The organism is Shewanella putrefaciens (assembly GCF_016406305.1).
In the GTDB taxonomy this organism is placed as follows: Bacteria; Pseudomonadota; Gammaproteobacteria; order Enterobacterales; family Shewanellaceae; genus Shewanella; species Shewanella putrefaciens_C.
In genome coordinates, this window is sequence record NZ_CP066369.1 from 2,470,756 (window position 1) to 2,488,026 (window position 17,271).

General features: G+C 47.7%; 15 protein-coding genes. 4 read left to right on the forward strand and 11 right to left on the reverse strand.

Translation table 11 applies throughout. The features are described 5' to 3' along the window. Window positions 1-104: 104 nt before the first annotated feature. Complete coding sequence (rplY, locus tag JFT56_RS10725) at window positions 105-392, reverse strand: 50S ribosomal protein L25 (RefSeq protein ID WP_198780098.1); 288 nt, start codon at window positions 390-392, stop codon at window positions 105-107. A 310-nt stretch (window positions 393-702) separates the two neighbouring features. Here rplY and JFT56_RS10730 point away from each other — a divergent pair, with 310 nt between their 5' ends. Continuing rightward, window positions 703-1,137: a hypothetical protein gene (locus JFT56_RS10730; protein ID WP_198780099.1), complete on the forward strand. Its 435-nt coding sequence runs from the start codon at window positions 703-705 to the stop codon at window positions 1,135-1,137. Here JFT56_RS10730 and JFT56_RS10735 read toward each other — a convergent pair. From JFT56_RS10735 to JFT56_RS10780, 10 genes are all read right to left on the reverse strand, one after another. Then, a complete protein-coding gene (locus tag JFT56_RS10735; RefSeq protein WP_198780100.1) occupies window positions 1,088-1,636 on the reverse strand; it encodes a DUF882 domain-containing protein in 549 nt (182 codons plus the stop codon). The genes JFT56_RS10730 and JFT56_RS10735 overlap by 50 nt on opposite strands. A 129-nt stretch (window positions 1,637-1,765) precedes the next feature. Continuing rightward, entirely contained in the window at window positions 1,766-3,379 is a 1,614-nt protein-coding gene (locus tag JFT56_RS10740; RefSeq protein ID WP_198780101.1) for a L,D-transpeptidase family protein, read from the reverse strand. Window positions 3,380-3,591: 212 nt separating this feature from the next. Next, window positions 3,592-5,775: a glucans biosynthesis glucosyltransferase MdoH gene (gene mdoH / locus JFT56_RS10745; protein WP_198780102.1), complete on the reverse strand. Its 2,184-nt coding sequence runs from the start codon at window positions 5,773-5,775 to the stop codon at window positions 3,592-3,594. 23 nt (window positions 5,776-5,798) lie between these two features. Further along, entirely contained in the window at window positions 5,799-7,439 is a 1,641-nt protein-coding gene (locus JFT56_RS10750) for a glucan biosynthesis protein G (protein WP_198780103.1), read from the reverse strand. A 583-nt stretch (window positions 7,440-8,022) separates the two neighbouring features. Further along, entirely contained in the window at window positions 8,023-9,417 is a 1,395-nt protein-coding gene (locus tag JFT56_RS10755; protein WP_198780104.1) for a sensor histidine kinase, read from the reverse strand. A 93-nt stretch (window positions 9,418-9,510) separates the two neighbouring features. Beyond that, entirely contained in the window at window positions 9,511-10,170 is a 660-nt protein-coding gene (locus tag JFT56_RS10760) for a response regulator transcription factor (protein WP_198780105.1), read from the reverse strand. Window positions 10,171-10,180: 10 nt separating this feature from the next. Beyond that, the gene (locus tag JFT56_RS10765; protein ID WP_198780106.1) at window positions 10,181-11,089 is read right to left on the reverse strand and encodes an FAD:protein FMN transferase; all 909 of its coding nucleotides are present in this window, start codon (window positions 11,087-11,089) and stop codon (window positions 10,181-10,183) included. A gap of 143 nt (window positions 11,090-11,232) precedes the next feature. Beyond that, window positions 11,233-12,552: a DUF3570 domain-containing protein gene (locus tag JFT56_RS10770; RefSeq protein WP_198780107.1), complete on the reverse strand. Its 1,320-nt coding sequence runs from the start codon at window positions 12,550-12,552 to the stop codon at window positions 11,233-11,235. Window positions 12,553-12,690: 138 nt separating this feature from the next. Continuing rightward, window positions 12,691-12,909, reverse strand: coding sequence for a DUF4266 domain-containing protein (locus JFT56_RS10775; RefSeq protein ID WP_198780108.1), 219 nt, complete (start codon window positions 12,907-12,909; stop codon window positions 12,691-12,693). Between the two features lie 3 nt (window positions 12,910-12,912). Beyond that, window positions 12,913-13,380 (reverse strand): TlpA family protein disulfide reductase, encoded by a 468-nt coding sequence (locus JFT56_RS10780; RefSeq protein WP_198780109.1) that lies wholly within the window; start codon window positions 13,378-13,380, stop codon window positions 12,913-12,915. Between the two features lie 348 nt (window positions 13,381-13,728). Between JFT56_RS10780 and hyaA the strand changes: the two genes are divergently transcribed. Genes hyaA through cybH form a run of 3 tightly spaced genes read left to right on the forward strand, consistent with a single transcriptional unit; the run spans window position 13,729 to window position 17,266 of the window. Next, window positions 13,729-14,865 (forward strand): nickel-dependent hydrogenase small subunit, encoded by a 1,137-nt coding sequence (gene hyaA, locus JFT56_RS10785; RefSeq protein ID WP_198780110.1) that lies wholly within the window; start codon window positions 13,729-13,731, stop codon window positions 14,863-14,865. Between the two features lie 3 nt (window positions 14,866-14,868). Next, on the forward strand, window positions 14,869-16,572 hold the full coding sequence (gene hyaB, locus JFT56_RS10790; protein ID WP_198780111.1) for a nickel-dependent hydrogenase large subunit: 1,704 nt from the start codon (window positions 14,869-14,871) through the stop codon (window positions 16,570-16,572). 19 nt (window positions 16,573-16,591) lie between these two features. Then, entirely contained in the window at window positions 16,592-17,266 is a 675-nt protein-coding gene (gene cybH, locus JFT56_RS10795) for a Ni/Fe-hydrogenase, b-type cytochrome subunit (protein ID WP_198780112.1), read from the forward strand. Window positions 17,267-17,271: the final 5 nt, after the last annotated feature.

A 17,271-nucleotide genomic window follows, 5' to 3' on the forward strand; every position in this document is an offset into this window, starting at 1 on the left:
GCGTCGGCTAAGTTTGTGAACAATCAAGTTTGTGGACGGCCAAGGGTAAACGATAAGTACAAAAAAAGCGCCCTATAGGCGCTTTTTTGCTTCAATTACGACAATTAAGCGTAAACGAAGTCAACGTGTTCGATGATTGGCTTGAACACGTGGCGTTGCATAGCTTGTGCACGAACACCCACTTCTTTACCGTCTAAAACGATAGTTACTACAGAAGTGTAGAAGTCTTCGTTAGCTTGGATGTTAATGATGTCTTTGTGATCAAAAACAATAGAAACTGGCTCTTTGCCTTGGCCATAAATAACAGCAGGAACTTTACCAGCATGGCGTAGGCGGCGGCTCGAACCTTTCCCTATTTCAGTGCGGGTTTGTGCTTGAATAGTGTAAGACATGTGTTTCTCACTTAAATTTAGAGTAAAAAGTTGTCATCATTTTCGACCAATGATGACTCATATAAAGCGCGCGCATACTAACACAGTTGCACAGCACACACAAGAATAGTGCCACAAGAACGCCATTGAGGTACGCCCTGCACAGTTATGAGTCCAAAAGAAAATTGACAGAATTAGGAGACTTGTATCTTGGCTGTTACATGGGCGAAACGGCTTTGATCGCAAACGAAAAACACGAGACATTGATCACATTTGCACTAAAAGAAGCCTGCTAAGCTCGGGCAAATTTCGTTAACCAATGCCCTTCAACATGCGTCACGCGCTGTATTTATTGCAACTGGAAAATCAACTTTCATGTCAATTAGCCCGTGAACTCGTGTCCCTTATCGAAACGGTTCCCTACCAGCAAACGACCATTGAATTGAAGTTATTGGAGTTGTTGGCTTGCACTCAACAGAAAAATCATGGCTTGATCCAACTGATGCAAACAACAGAGTCAACTGATGTGGAATGCCAAAGGCAAAGACAATTTCAATTTTCACAGTGTTTAAATCAATTGATCTGTGATTGGCAACAGCACAGGGAAATGAATAAGCTCGGTCAGCAATTTTTGCCCCTCCTTAGGCATTATTTAGTTGAAGTACAGGCCTTAGAACAGGCTTTTTATCAACACATCCTACGGCAAATAAGCTCGGCTACCAGTGCCTCACGGGACCACAATCAACATGCACGAACCCCGACTTAGGATAGTACCCCACACCACCCAATTTGAGTGATAACGCGGCATCCCTAAGGGTCTTCAAATTCACACTCGGGATTGCAATATCCATGGCCATTCCGCGCATATGGTAACTCTTCTTCGCGACCCCACCGCTCTTATTTGCCAACATTTCATTCGTTTTAGGTGAACGGTAACCGGAGATCACATGGATTTCATCATCCACATTCAACGTACTGCGCAGGGTATAGAGTAAATCGAATAAGCGTTTATCCATGGGCGCTGCAACATTTTGCCTATGGTCCCGGAGTAAATGGCTAAAATCTGCGAGCACTTCACTTTGGTACTGACCATCGACCCAATAACTGCCGTCGTTACGTTCACCAGTATGGCGATTATAGAGACTTAACTCGCGGATCCCCTTTGTGGATCGGCTCGCCATGGCCTGAGAAGGGACTAAGGAACACAATGCCACACCACCAAGGCCTAACAACAACTGCCTACGGGCAGGACATATTAAAGTCACATCATCACCATTTGTTCTATTTTTGGACACTGAAAAGGCAAATTATACTGAATCATCGCTCAGATCAAGTCTTGAACGGCGAGCTAAAACTGAGATAAATAAATGGTCAAAAAGTTCAAGCGCTTAAGGCTAATAAAAAATTGCCGCTGGCACAGCATTGGTGAATTCAGCCTCCAGATGATAAATATCGTTCCGGTATTGCGCGAGCCCCTGCTCATCAAGCCATGCAGACCAGTAAACCAAGTGCACTGGCAATGTGCCGGATAAGGCAAACCACTGCGACTGAGTAACATCTGGCGTTAATTTCTCCCATAAAGCGGTATCTTTAATCAAATGCGTCTTAAACCACAACGCCAATTCATCGACCCTTTCAACACGAATACAGCCAGATGATAATGCCCTATTGGCCTTTTTAAAGAGACTTGGCTCAGAAGTACCATGTAAGTACACGCTGAAATCATTTTCAAAATGGAATTTATACTTGCCTAACGCATTCTTAGGGCCTGGACGCTGTACCAGCTTAAACGGAAAACGGGAAAATGCCAGCGCTTGCCACTCCTCGGGGGAATGGTGCACTAATTGCCCCGAGGCATCGTAAACATCAAATCCACGCTCCATAAGATAATGCCCGTCATTACGGATGTGAGGCAATATGTCCCGCCGTAGAATACTGCGCGGCACGCGCCAATGGGGATTGAGTACGACATTGGAGATTTGACTGTCTAAGATAGGCGTTTGCCGGGAAGGCTTACCAACAATCACCTTAGAGCGTAAAGCGATTTCCCCCTGCACGACTAATGTCATCTCAAATGCGGGCACATTGATAAGTAAGTAATTTGGCGTGAGTGTTTGGCTAAAGACTCTCTGCCGCACTTCATTTTTTGCCAGTAACTGCGCGCGTTTATAGGGGGATTGATTAAGCCAGAACAAGGTCTGTTTACCAACGACACCATCGGCCTCTAAACCATGGCGCCGCTGAAACCCCTGAATGCTCTGCATGAGCTCCTCGGTATAAATTTGCCCTTCATTCGATTCAGTTGAAGCACTTGGCTCTGAGGATGAGTCCTCCAATAGCCAAAGGCGTTGAGCTAAGGTATTCACTATTGGGCTGGCTTGGCCTAAGGTCAGTTTCTCCTCCAGCACTAGAGGTTCCCAAGCGCCCTTATCCTCAAGTTGTACCAATTGGCTAATTTTGTTTAACACTGCAACATAACGCGGGTCATTGACCGGAGCTTCTGTAACAGGGGTTTCTATAAAAGGGGCTTCTACCATAGGTATTTCTGCAACTGGCATTTCTGCAACAGGCATTTCTACAACTGGGTCTTCTTCGGCCGATAGCGTTTTATTGGCTGTCGTCGCAATAAAACGCCAGTAGGCAAAGACTTGCCCTTGCATCCGCTGCAACTCTGCATCTTGCTGTGCTTGGGATATGCCCACTTGAGCGGGGTCGAATAAAACCGCCTGCCACTGGGAGAGCGTTCGATAATTAGCACTAAATACTGGGCTAACCCCCGCCAAATCCAATAGCAATGTCTGCTCGACTAACAGTGGATATTGCTGCAACGGATTAAGATGCGAGTTAATCTCCTGGGGAGTCGGCTCCACCATCACTTCGGTAGCGATATGGCTGTAAACTGGCGGATGAATGAAGAACAGAAATAAACACACTATATGCGGCACTATATCCCTGAAGTGCAAAGATAGCGCAGGTCTACACGGCGTTAATCCATTCACAGGCATCATATACTTCTCCCTGTTGACACATGATATTAATGCCACTCTCCTATCACTATAGTAAAACTATTCGCGAGAATCGGGATTTTACTCGCATAAACGCAGATCCATTGAATAGATAAAAAAATGCCACCCTATCGGTGGCATTTAATCTGGGTTAAACACAAGCTTGATGAGATCTAGGCTTGCCGCACGGCATCAACTCAGTGCTAACTTCAGCATTAGCAGAAAGACACTAAATCTTCTGCCACAAACTGCTCCGGCAATTTCTGCAAACTGCGCAGCATGAGTGGATTAGCTAATATCAACGCCATTTCTTGACGATTGAATAGGGCTAATGCACTTTGCTGACATTGAGCCTCATGCACTTTCACATGCACAATGGCCTCAACAGGCTCAATCGGCGTACCCGCAGCACGCAGGGGCTGTTTGTCCACCATGGCTAAGTGCAATTCCATCAAAGCAGGATCTTTTAACAGCTGCGCTAATGTCCAAGGCTGTGAAATATGTTCCTGATAAGCCGCTCTGGCGTCTTGGGCCTGCAAACAAATCGCAGCAGGACTGCGCTCTTCAGGCGTTGCGAGGATCCCCGCACGCTTAAAGACTTCACCAATCTTTATCGAGCCTGTCCACGCCGAAATCGGCACCGCAAACCATAAACCAATCAGTGCTGGGCTCATCCAAGCTAATAAGGTTAACGAGTCCAAAATGGCCGCATAACCTAACATCACCCCCGCCAGCATATGCCAACGATGGCGATAAATCAGCGTAAGCCAAGGCATACTGCCATCATCACGGCGCTGTGGCGACCAACCGCTATCCCGTCCCATCAGAATCGACATCACGGCACCACAATGGATAAACATCATGATAGGTGCGATTAACGCCGAGAGTATGACCTCAAATATCACACTGAAGATGGCTTTAATGCGACCACCCACACTACGGGCAAATGCGCCATCTTTCAGTAATAGCAGGACACCAAAAATCTTCGGCCCAAACAATACCCCCATAGTAATGTAGAACAATCTCAATGCCCTATCCGAGTCCATGATAGGCCATGTTGGGAACAGCGAGAATTGATCGGTAAAATACTCAGGCCGAATAAAATGCGCCTGCAGGGCGAGCATTAAGCCCGTTAAAATCAGCAGTAGCCAGAAGGGTGAAGATAAATACGCCATAATACCCGTCATTAAATGAAGACGGCTCACCCAGTGCAATCCCTTAGTCGGTAAGATACGCGAATGCTGTAAATTACCTTGGCACCAACGGCGATCACGTACCGCTAAATCGATAATCGATGGTGGACATTCTTCGTAGGATCCTGGTAAATCATAGGCAATCACCACACTCCAACCGGCGCGACGTATCAATGCCGCCTCGACGAAATCATGGCTCATAATATGCCCCCCAAAAGGCGGTTTACCCTTCAGGTTAGGTAATCCGGCTGCGCCCATAAACGCTTCGGTACGGATAATGGCATTATGTCCCCAGAAGTTACCCTCTTTTTGCACCCACCAACCTAATCCAGTGCCAATCACAGGGCCATAAATACGCGCCGCAAACTGCTGCAAACGCGCCATTAAGGTCGTGCCATTAATCAGTGAAGGAATGGTTTGGATAAGCCCTGCATCGGGATCGGCCTGCATACGCTGGGCCAGCCCTGTGATGGTCGAGGACTCCATTAAGCTGTCCGCATCGAGCACTAATAAGTGATCGTAACGCGACCCCCAACGACGGCAGAAATCCGCCACGTTACCCGCTTTACGTGCCACGTTTTTACGGCGACGGCGATAATACACACGGGAATGCTTATGGGTTTCCTGGCGCAGCACCAAAAATGCCTGTTCTTCTAATAGGGCAATTTCGGGATCGGTAGTATCACTTAAGATAAACCAATCGAAGGCATGGCCATGACCCGTTTGGGATAAAGCCTCGGCCATCACTGACACCGCAGAGAATACCCGATCGGGAGACTCGTTATAGGTCGGCATTAAAATCGCAGTGCGAGTATGTAACTCAGTGACCTCAAGCTGTTTAGCCTTAGGTTTTCGCATTAGGATTAAAAAACCTGCAATACCGCTACAGAAGGCTAATGCGATCCAGCAGAAGTTGATTGCAAATAACACCAGCATTAAGTATTCCAGCGGGGTGATCCCCCCAATACTGAATACTGCGCCCATTTCATAGATAGCAAAGGCAGAAAGCAGTAACGCACCGCCCACGACAAAAAAGCGTCTAGAGGACTTTGAACGCACACCGTTAGCCACAGTGCTTCGACGTGGGAAACCCTCTGGCATTTGGCTTAAACTTTGGGGCTCCATAGCGCCAGGCCTTTCATTTGGCATGGCGCTGCCCCCCACGAGTACTTCAGCCTCGAGCAGCGAATTCTCGGAAACAGTCATATTTTATTGCTCCGTCATGGACCTTAAAGCGTCCAGCGATAGAGCCAGGTTTCAACCTGACGCGGTGTTGGGAACTTGAGTTCAGCACGTAATTCGATAAGGTCTTTATCTTCAGGCTCTAACTCAAACGCGAGGCGATAGCCGTTATTAGCAGCATTGCGAGCGATAACTACGTTAGAGATCACGCCGCCAGAGGCTTCCACCTTCGCAAGAGGTAACTCATCTGGCATAGCACCGTTGACATGATAATCCACAACAAATAATCGTCTTGGGGTCGCTTTAGCGATGTCGGCACGACCACTCGCAGTACGGCTCACCACAACAGCATGGGGTTTGCCAACGGGCTCTTCGCCCCAGCTCATGCGGTAAGCAAAGTGATATTCGCTTCCGGCAGGAATAGGCTGACGCGGTTTCCAGAAGCTGACGATATTATCATGAATTTCTGATTCTGTTGGAATTTCAGTGAGCACTACCGCACCTTGCCCCCAATTCCCTAAAGGTTCGATCCACAAACTTGGACGACGCTCATAGTGGGCTTCTAAGTCCTGATAAGAGGAGTAGCTACGCTCACGTTGGATCAAACCAAAGCCTTGCGGCGAGTTGTCGGCAAAGGCACTCACTTGTAATTGGCGAGGATTTGCCAGTGGGCGCCACAGGTGTTCACCGCGGCCGTTAAACATCAACAAACCGTCCGAGTCATGCACCTCTGGTCTAAAATCATCGGTATCATGACGACCATTCAATGAATGTAAGAACATGCTAGTACTAGGCGCTAGACCGACTTTGCTTAGCTCAACCCGCGGGAACAGCGTTGCTTCGACGTCGATTTGCGTGTTATCACCAGGACGCACGGAGAAACGGTAAGCCCCAGCCACACTTGGACTATCTAAAAGCGCATGAACAACAACCAAGTTGCTATCGTAATGTGGACGTTCTACCCAGAATGCACGGAAAATTGGAAATTCTTCCCCTTCTGGATCGGCCGTTTTCAATGCCAAACCTCTGGCCGATAGACCATAGGCATTTCCTTTACCCAAAGCGCGGAAATAACTCGCCCCTTGGAACACCATCAACTCATCAAAAACACCATTAGTATTTAATTGGTTATGGATACGAAAACCAGAATAGCCAATGTCGTCATTGGGTAAGGCTTGGGTAATCACTTCACCAGCAGTGAAATACTTAGGCTCATAGGCTAAGTGAGTCGCTTGATTGCCTTCAACAATGGCAATTTCAATCAAATCTTGAAAATAAAATCCACGGTGAAACATCTGCATTTGAAACGGCAAACCTTGATCACGCCAAATAGACGCAACCGGGTTGAATCGAATGTCTCGATACTCATCGTAGGTCAGCTTAGCAAGGCCTGCCGGTAAGGGATCTTTCAGGGTCAAATAGGGCTTCGCCGCTAATTTTCGAGCAAGTTTCACCACGTAATCACCGTCGAAAGTGCCCGTTTTAGTGAATCTCACTTGATTTTTAGTCGCGGGCTGAGTCGCCACTTTCGGTGGCGTGACCACAGGTGTCGTGACTGGTTTGTTCTCAGCAGGTTTTGTCTCTTCAGCAACCACAGTGCCAGACAGAGCAAAAGCTACGCCTAGTGCTAGTGAGCACAGAAGTGACGAATAAGGTTTGGACGATTGGCAACGCAACAAGCTAACCATAGGATAGGTAACCTAAAAATAAACTAAGAAATCAATGTTTTTTGTGTACACAGTGAAATTTTTTCACCTCTGTTTTTGGGCGAAAAAAAACATGCTGTTACATCTCGCGAAAGATATCAGAAGGAGAAAAAAACTCATAAATAAAGATGCAGTTAACTCCCTTTGAACAATATCATTTAGCAATATAGTTATAACAATTAAGAATAACAAGTGAGTTTTAACATACCTGTTGGATCTTTAACAGCAACAACCGCGGCTAATATGCAGCCAAGATCTCAATATAGACATAAAATCAATCCCTTTCGCAAATGGATTGCTGCCAATAATCTTAGGTGACAGCGACAAAATCGCGAGGGAATTTAGCGGATAAATTGAGAATATTTGCTGAGCTAATTTGCTGGGATAACTTGCGGGGCTAAACTGCACCGACTCCGACTGGCAAAGGAGGAAGTCAAATACCGCTTGCTCCCGTCCTTATCAAACCGCTGCAACAGTGCTTATCAAACCGCTGCAACTGCACCCACAAATACCGTGAATACTCTAAATACGCGGAATTGAGTACGGGAAATACTGTGAACCATAATTACTGCGGCAGAAAAATAGAGACAGTTAATCCCCCTTGCTGGCGAGGCTGAAGCTGTAAGCGCCCTTGGTGCAACTCAATAATATGGTGGCAGATAGAAAGCCCAAGTCCTGCACCGACGCCTTCATTTTCATTCACGCGATAAAAACGCTCGGTAGCACTGGCAATTTGTTCGGGTGTCATCCCCTGCCCTTGATCGCTAATACAAATCTCTACGCCCGCGGCAACTGAGTGGGCCGATAGTTGAATTTCAGATTCTATTGGACTGTATTTACAGGCATTTTCGATAATATTCTTCAGCACTAGCAGCAAATAAAATCGATCACACTTTACATAAAAATCGGAGTCTATATTGATATCCCATTGATAATCGGTGATTTGAGGCATTAACTGATTCAGTGCATCTTCCACCATAGGTAAGAGTGCATGGGATTGCACATTCAGTTCATCGATAGAATCTACCCGCGCCAAAACCAATAGCTGTTCAACGGTATGGCTCATATGCACTACGCCCGCATCAATAGCAGCCAAGTGAATACGCAGCTGCGGATCGTCTCCCACTAATGTCTCTAAACCATGTTGATGTAACTTAATCACCGACAGTGGGGTTTTCAGTTCATGGGCCGCATCGGCGCTAAAACGCCGCTCCCGGGCAATAAAGCGCGCAATACTGGTGATATATTGGTTAAGTGCCCGGCGCACAGGCACTAATTCCTTTGGCAATGGCATAGTTAACGGTGTCAGATCGTTTGGCGTTCTCTGGATCAATTCCCGCTCAAACGCTTTCAGTGGTCGAAAGAGGATATAAAACAACAGACTCACTATGATGAGGGTCAGTGGCACAACAATTAATGGCACGACGACGGCATTATGCATTATCTGTGACACTAATTCTTGGCGCACGTCATCCTGCTGGGCGGTAACAATCCACACCCGATTTTTAGTCGAAAAAAAGCTAAAGACATGCCAAAGCTCTCCCTCAAACACTTTTTTATGGTAGCCCTGCACCAGCTCAGTGATCGGCTGGCGGCCAATATTATCGGATAACACTATGGCTTGCCCCGCCTCACTCCAGATCTGAAAAGCGAGTTTATGTTCATAGGCCAGTTTCAATGCATCGGCTTTCTCGGCGAAGGTGCTCACTTGACTATCGGGCACATGTAGAATTTGCGGCCCAAGGTTCGGTCTCGAAAGGTCGGCCTCGTTCTGATAAAAAAGTTCAAGTATTTTAGCCGTTTGTAACATCTGCGCGTCGAATAGCTCTTCAATTTGATGCGTAGAATCCCGGGTACTGAGCCAGCTAGAAATCCCGACCGACACAGAGATCCCCGAGAGCATCAACAAAGTGAGCAATAAACGTAATGAATACAAGTCCAGACCCTTTAATCGATTCAATCAAATATCCCCGTCGTTTCGGTATGTTACTGAATACCGAGAAACGCAGGGGTTGTCACTCAAATCCTTGAGTTAATTTAGTCGAGCATCAGACTAATTCAACTCAATCAAGGTATAACCTATACCGCGCACTGTCTTAATCAAATCGTTTGCGAGCTTTTTACGCAGGTGATGAATATGGACTTCTATCGAATTACTACCCACTTCGTCCCAACCGTAGGTCAGTTGCTCCAACTGGCTGCGGGTCAATACGCGCCCAGCGGACTGGGCAAGCTCGAGCAACAACTGGAATTCACGCCTTGACAGCAGGACACTCTGATCGCGAAAGGTGACTTCACGGGTGGATAGGTCGATGCAAAGTGCGCCAATAATCAAGCTATTATGATCCAAACCATGCTGGCGCCTAACGATGGCGCGAATGCGCGCGGCCAACTCGCGCACATCGAAGGGTTTGCCAAGGTAATCATCGGCGCCTATGTCTAAACACTCGAGCTTAGTATCAAAATCGGTATTGGCGGTCAGCACTATGGTCGGAATTGAGACCCCCTGTTGGCGCCAGATCTTAAGCAATTCTTTACCGTTGCCATCGGGCAGGCCTAGATCTAGCACTATGGCACTAAAGCTTTCATTTTTGATGCCCACTAATGCCTGTTGATAGCTGCTTAAGTGATCCACCTGCATGCCAAGCTTAGCGAGGCTCAAACAAATGCCCTGGGCCAGCAACTCATTGTCTTCCACTAACATAATACGCATTAATGATGCCTTATCGAAAAATACTATATTGAACAGACTGTTGCTCTAAAAATATCTCGGCATTTATCCCCTGCAACATGGCCATAGTGGCGAGCATTCCCGCAGTGACACAATTGGGCCCAAGCACAGTCACCGAGCGCGGCGCACCGACCACAGGATAACCAGTGCGTGGATCGATAATATGGCCATAACGCTGGCCATCGACCTCAATAAAACGTCGAGTATCCCCGCTCGTCGCCAACGCGCCCTGACTAATAGCAAGAACCTTAGCCGCATGGTCAAGGTGATGTGGATCTTCTATTCCCACCTGCCACGGCGTTGACTTGGCGATGGGACAAGCAATATCCCCCCCAAAATTAACTAATACCGAGAGACCCGGATAACGTTCGGCGAAACGATAAGCGACGCTATCGACAGCATATTCCTTTGCAATGCCACCAAAATCGAGCTGCATTCCGGCGGGCATAATTAACCCATGGGCGTTAAATTCAATGCGACCAAAGCCCACTAGGGCTTTAGCGCGGATAATATCTTGATGTGCGGGGAGTGTGGCATTGGGATCAAAACGCCAAAGCTGCATCAAAGGGCCTGCCGAAATATCAAACAACCCTTCACTTAACTCAAAGCATTGTTTTGCAAAGGAGAGTAGCTGCCAGGTTTCTTCATCTATCGCTTGCCTCTGGCCTTGGGCCTGGTTCAATTGCCATAGATAATTGTTGGTGATGAAACGGCTGTATTTTTGTTCTATTCGCCGCACCTCAGTGACCGCCATCTCGAGCATTTTATCGGCAATATGTTGCTCATCGGTGGCGATAAGGAGCTCGCAGGGACTCGCCATAGCGCGAAACTCACCGACATAACCCCATTCGCGGCGTGACAAAGTATAAGGCACAGCCACAGGGGACGATGTCATTAACATGTAATCACCTCTTTAGATTGACCGTTCTATCTTTCACTCTGGCAATCATATCACTCAGCGAATAACTTAAGTATGGTGCGAATAGGGATAGCTTAACCGCCATTAAGCTATCCTCAATGCCTACAGCCAACATATTGAGCAAATTAAAAAGAATAACTAAATTGCGCGGTTATCGCTTTTTGAGTCGGGAAGAGATCATAGTTTTGCAGCTCCCCAGGGATAGCCGTGCCATTGTTTTTGGGGTCCTGTTGATAGTATTCCAAACGGTAGGACATTTCGTGCCCACCCGCCAAACGATGCCCAAACTTTACGCCAAGAGTGTATGCGCTCATATCGCCAATACGATAATCGGCACTGGCAAACTCGGGCATGGGGGTATCGGCCATCAAGAAGGGCTGATAAAAGTTCACTGCACTTTGCTGGTAATAACGTAAATGCAGTTGACCATAGAAGCTGCCGCTAAAGTAATAACGGTAATGGGTCTCTAGGGTATGTGAGGTTAAATCCCAGTCATCGGTATTGTAGCGATAAGAGAAATCCACGACGCCCGAGTCTAAGGCGCCTTTAGTCATCACATAAAAACTGTGCTTTAAACGGGAATCGGGGCGATTCTCGTAGACGATATCCTGAGTCAAGCCGTTGTTATCCACCACACTGAGGACTTTGTAGGGATCGGTTAAATAGCCGTTAACACTGGATAAACCGTAATTGGCCTGCAACAGCCAACGTTGATTTAACACTTGAGTGATGCCTAACATGATATCGGCGGTCTGCTTATCATCACTGCCGCTTTGACGGGTCGCATCGAATGCGGCGCGGTAGGCTTCTTCAGTAGTGAAATCATCGCGAATGACCATAGAGGATAAACTCACAGGGCGTCCGCCAACGGGATCGACCACATCGAAGCTGTAGGCAGTACCGAGAAATAACGTCGTATTATCCTTATTAAACCCGCGCTCGATACTGGCATTGAGCCCCATAGACATATAGTCAAATTCCTTTGAACCATACACCCCAGCATTGACTTTCCAATCTGGGTTTAACACTTGGGTCCAATTCACATTGGCTTGCACCCGGGTATCATGGAAAGTGTCATCGAGCGGCGTATCGCCCGCTGCCACTGTATATTGCCCATTGCCCGATGGACGGGTAAACGTTTGACTCGAACTTTGGGCGACAGCGCCCGATGCCGAGGCTCCGGTTAAACTGTCTACAACGAGTTTAAGATCCAGCACACTGTCATCGCCAAAGGCTTTTTGTGCCGTACCTATGGCCTCAATGGCCTGTACTCTATCCTGCTCACCGTAGTACATCAGCGCCGCATCGACTTTCCAATCGTCGACTTTTTTCGCTATTTCAGTGGCATGGCCACTGCTGGCAAACAGACCGCAACTCGCTAAGGCTAAGGCGCCGGCGATCTGCTTAGACGGTATTACATTTATTTGATTGTTATTTTTAGCCATAGCTGACAACACCTGTAGGTCACTTATCTCTATGCAATACCGCGGGATTTCGCCCCTATGGATGCTCACATCGAGCGAGTTATAGCAATCGTGCTATACCGTTCGAGAAGGTATCCAAGGCAAATACCCAAGGAAAACTCAGTTACAACCACAACCACCACCGGCGAAGGCTCGGCCACCGCTACTGCCTTCTTTGCTGAAATAGATATGATCATCGAGGGCCAGATCGAGTTTTTCACTGTCAAGCGCCATATCACTGCGAGCCAATTGGCCCTTCTCCCAAGGCTCAACACCTAAGCTTGAACAACCACTTAAGCCAACAATCAAGGCCATGGCGATAAAGAGAGGTTTTCCCATACATTACTCCTTCAATAGGCTGATAAGTTCTTGCTCATATTCGGCTTCATTATCACTGTAAAAGCCGACATGACTGTTCACTAACTGTCCCTGACGATTGAACATAAAACTGCTGGGCATCCCCATTAAATCAAAGCTACGGGCGACATCGCCTTCGGGATTAAAGCGCACCGTAAATTGGGCAGGAACTTGCTTTAAAAACTCATCGGCTAGGGCTTTGTCGGTATCGAGGTTAATAGCAACCACGGCTAAGCCTTGGTCCCCATACTTTTGCTGCATTGCATTCATCCAAGGGAAGGACTTACGACAAGGGCCACACCAAGAGGCCCAAAAATCAACGTATACAACCTTGCCCTTAAATTCGCTCAACGGGGTCACTTGATTTTGTGCGTTAAAGACTTGGTGATCGAGGGAGGGAGCGCCATGGGCTCCAACAGCCAGCAATGCTAATAACAACCATCGTTTTCTCATAGGAAATCCACCTTTCTCTGTTGAGTGTGAATCTATTAACCGAATCTTAAGGTTTTCTTAAACTGAAAAAAGAAAAGCTATGCTAACGCGAGTGGTTCTTCCACAGATATCAGTTGCTTACAAAATGAACTGCGCCAGCATTTTGTTAAAAAATGGGACATTTTGTCCTACCAGGAAAAGTGAAATTAGATCTGGGTCATGTTAATTAAATGTCAAAATCAGTTCTATCACATCTCTTAAAAATTCTTGATATACATCAAGAATCTTTACAGTCTGGCGGCCTAAACTGACAGAGTCAATTATGTAAACCCTTAGCAATTTACATTTAAATAACAAAAAGGTTGACCCATGGACACACATGCAGCCCTATATGAACAGGGAAAGGCGCGCTTAGATGCACTGCGCCAATTCGCTCCCCGTCAACAACAATCATTGATTGAGAAAATGCAACAACACGGCATTAGCCGCCGTGATTTTATGAAGTGGAGTGCGATGGTGACGGGCATGCTCGCATTACCACTGCCCTTTAGTAATTTAGTCGCAGAGGCCGCCGAATTAGCCGACCGAGTCCCCTTAATTTGGTTACATATGGCCGAATGTACAGGCTGCTCTGAATCCCTAGTCCGCGCCGATACGCCCAACTTAGATTCGTTGATCTTCGACCATATTTCCTTGGAATACCACGAAACCTTAATGGCAGCAGCGGGTTGGCAAGCGGAAGAAAACCTCGAGCACGCATTAGAAACCTACAAGGGCCGTTATCTATTGGCCGTTGAAGGGGCGATTCCGACCGCCAATAACGGCAGTTTCTTGACCGTAGGCTGTAAAGGCCACACAGGTTTAGAAATTATCAAACATGCCGCCGATGGCGCCGCAGCCATTATCTCCGTTGGTACCTGCGCCTCCTTCGGTGGAGTACAGGCCGCCTACCCTAACCCCACCGGGGCTAAGGGAGTGCACGAAGTGATCAGTAAACCCGTGATTAACTTAGGCGGTTGCCCACCGAGTGAAAAGAATATCGTTGGCACTTTGATGTACTTCATCATGTTCGGCAAGTTGCCTGCGCTGGATATGTTTAACCGACCTAAGTGGGCTTACGGCGCACGGGTACACGATAACTGTGAACGTCGTGGTCGCTTCGATGCCGGTGAATTCGTTGAAGAATTTGGCGATCACGGCGCAAAAGAAGGTTACTGCCTCTATAAAGTAGGTTGTAAAGGACCTTACACCTATAACAACTGTCCGACGGAGCGCTTTAACCACCACACAAGTTGGCCAGTGTTAGCGGGCCACGGCTGTATGGGCTGCTCAGAGCCTAACTTCTGGGATGATATGGCCGACTTTGAAAAACCCCTTGGCCGTCAACTCCTCCATGGATTGGATGCTACCGCAGACACTGTTGGTGCGGTGATTTTAGGCGCGACTGTCGTGGGTATTGGAGCCCATGCCGTTGCCAGTATTTTTGCCAAGCCGCTGGAGGAATAACCCATGAGCAAGCGCGTTGTTATCGACCCTATCACACGTATCGAGGGTCACTTACGTATCGAAGTTGAAGTTGATGAAAATAACGTCATCAACAAGGCTTGGTCATCTTCTACTCTTTGGCGCGGTATCGAAGTCATCCTCAAGGGGCGTACCCCTATGGATGTCGGCCTGATTGTGCAGCGAATTTGTGGCGTATGTACCTATTCCCACTACCGCTGTGGTACTGAGGCGGTTGAGAATGCACTCGGTATTCAAATCCCTTTGAACGCTAAATACTTACGTTCATTGATGCAAACCTCCTTATACATGCATGACCATATAGTGCATTTCTACCATCTACATGGCTTAGATTGGGTGGATGTCGTATCAGCACTGAGCGCCGATCCTGCTAAAGCCGCACAAGTGGCACTTAAGTATACGGATAAACCTATCGCCGCCGGTGAAGGTGAATTACGAGCGGTGCAAGAAAGAGTCAAAGGCTTTGTCGAAACCGGTAAATTGGGGCCATTTGCCAATGCCTATTGGGGCAATGGCACCTATAAATTTACCCCAGAGCAAAACCTAATTGCCCTATCACACTACCTAAAAGCCCTAGAAGTTCAACGGGTTGCTGCAGAAATGCTGGCAATTTTTGGTGGTAAACAACCGCATCCACAATCCTTAGTCGTCGGTGGTGTGACTTCGGTGCGTGACATGTTAAGCCCTGCTCGCCTGCAGGAATGGAAGCAAAAACACGCAACCGTGACTGACTTTATCCTGCGCGCCTATCAAGCCGATATCGTAATGGCGGCCGAAGCCTTTGGTACTGAGCCAAGTGTGCTTGGCGGCGTGAATGTGAAAAACTTTATGGCGACCGATGATTTTGTATTAGCCAACGGCGAATACATGTTCAATCAAGGCGTGATCATGAACGGCGACCTTGCCGGTGTCAGCGATGTTAATCCTGAACTTATCGCCGAAGACGTCAGCCATGCTTGGTATACCGCCGATGCGCCGCAGCACCCCTACGATGGTACGACGATCCCGAACTACACAGGTTTTATTGAACGCGATACCGTCTACGGCAAACTGCCAACCTTAGATGGTGACGGTAAATACTCTTGGGTTAAATCACCCCGCTACCAAGGTGAACCCGTCGAAGTGGGCCCATTAGCCTGCCTCTTGGTGAGTTATGCCCGCGGTAATAAAGTAGTGGTGGACTCGGTTAATGCCCTGCTCGCCCGCACGGGTTTACCCGTTGAAGCCCTGTTTACCACCTTAGGCCGCACCGCAGCGCGGATGCTACAGACGGTTATCGTCGCCCAAGAAGGGTTAAGAACCTTCGATGCACTGCTGACAAATATTCAGTCCGATGAAGCAACCTATGTGAAGTCGGATATCGACCCAAGCAAAGAGTATGTCGGCCACGCCATGATTGAGGCACCACGGGGCATGTTAAGCCACTGGATCCGCATTAAGAATGGGGTCATTGAAAACTACCAAGCCGTTGTGCCTACTACCTGGAACGCAGGACCTGTGGATGCCAACGGAAAGATAGGCCCCTATGAAGCGTCACTGATTGGCTTAAAACTGGAAGATCCAACCAAACCCCTTGAGGTGATACGTATTATTCACTCATTCGACCCTTGTATGGCGTGTTCTGTACACGTGATGGACTATAAAGGTCAAGCATTGAGCGAGTTCCGTGTCAGTCCCAATGGCCAATAAACGAGGGAGGGAACGCAAAATGAACCATTCTGCAACCCGCATTCGGACACTGGTTTTTAGTCCGGCAATACGGATTTTCCACTGGTTACGGGCACTATCGATTCTCGTGCTCGTCGTCACTGGCTTCTATATTGCTTGGCCGTTTCTTGTGGCGCCCGAGAGCACAGATGTGCTGGTACAAGGCTGGATACGTTTTGCCCATGTGATCTGCGGTTTTATCTTAACCGCAATCACCTTGGCGAGATTCTACCTGTATTTTTTCAGTCGCAGTGATATTGAGCGACGCTCATTTCGCGATGTGATGAGCGTGAAAAGTTGGATCACACAACTGAAATCCTACATTTGGATGGGACACTTACATAAAGCGGGTGTCTATGGACCATTGCAATTTGTGACTTATGTAGCAATCTCACTGGTCGCTCTCGTGATATGTATAACGGGTCTAGTACTGTACGCCAATGTGTATCACCAAGGTTTAGGTGGCATGCTTTGGGGCGGCGCAGCTTGGATTACAGCACAAATGGGCGGACTGGCACAGGTTAGGATTTGGCACCACTACCTCACCTGGGCATTTGTTATCTTTGTGGTTATCCACGTCTATATGGCGGTTTGGTCAGGGATACGCTTCAAACATAACTCGGTCGACTCAATTGTCTCTGGCTACGACTATCCGAAGCCAGACTCACATCACTAGGAGTC

Bases quoted from the DNA above. Each gene is read 5' to 3' on its own strand.
- rplY (WP_198780098.1), bottom strand. From the start codon at position 392: ATGTCTTACACTATTCAAGCACAAACCCGCACTGAAATAGGGAAAGGT.
- JFT56_RS10730 (WP_198780099.1), top strand. From the start codon at position 703: ATGCGTCACGCGCTGTATTTATTGCAACTGGAAAATCAACTTTCATGT.
- JFT56_RS10740 (WP_198780101.1), bottom strand. From the start codon at position 3,379: ATGATGCCTGTGAATGGATTAACGCCGTGTAGACCTGCGCTATCTTTG.
- mdoH (WP_198780102.1), bottom strand. From the start codon at position 5,775: ATGACTGTTTCCGAGAATTCGCTGCTCGAGGCTGAAGTACTCGTGGGG.
- JFT56_RS10750 (WP_198780103.1), bottom strand. From the start codon at position 7,439: ATGGTTAGCTTGTTGCGTTGCCAATCGTCCAAACCTTATTCGTCACTT.
- JFT56_RS10760 (WP_198780105.1), bottom strand. From the start codon at position 10,170: ATGCGTATTATGTTAGTGGAAGACAATGAGTTGCTGGCCCAGGGCATT.
- JFT56_RS10765 (WP_198780106.1), bottom strand. From the start codon at position 11,089: ATGTTAATGACATCGTCCCCTGTGGCTGTGCCTTATACTTTGTCACGC.
- JFT56_RS10770 (WP_198780107.1), bottom strand. From the start codon at position 12,552: ATGGCTAAAAATAACAATCAAATAAATGTAATACCGTCTAAGCAGATC.
- JFT56_RS10775 (WP_198780108.1), bottom strand. From the start codon at position 12,909: ATGGGAAAACCTCTCTTTATCGCCATGGCCTTGATTGTTGGCTTAAGT.
- JFT56_RS10780 (WP_198780109.1), bottom strand. From the start codon at position 13,380: ATGAGAAAACGATGGTTGTTATTAGCATTGCTGGCTGTTGGAGCCCAT.
- hyaA (WP_198780110.1), top strand. From the start codon at position 13,729: ATGGACACACATGCAGCCCTATATGAACAGGGAAAGGCGCGCTTAGAT.
- hyaB (WP_198780111.1), top strand. From the start codon at position 14,869: ATGAGCAAGCGCGTTGTTATCGACCCTATCACACGTATCGAGGGTCAC.
- cybH (WP_198780112.1), top strand. From the start codon at position 16,592: ATGAACCATTCTGCAACCCGCATTCGGACACTGGTTTTTAGTCCGGCA.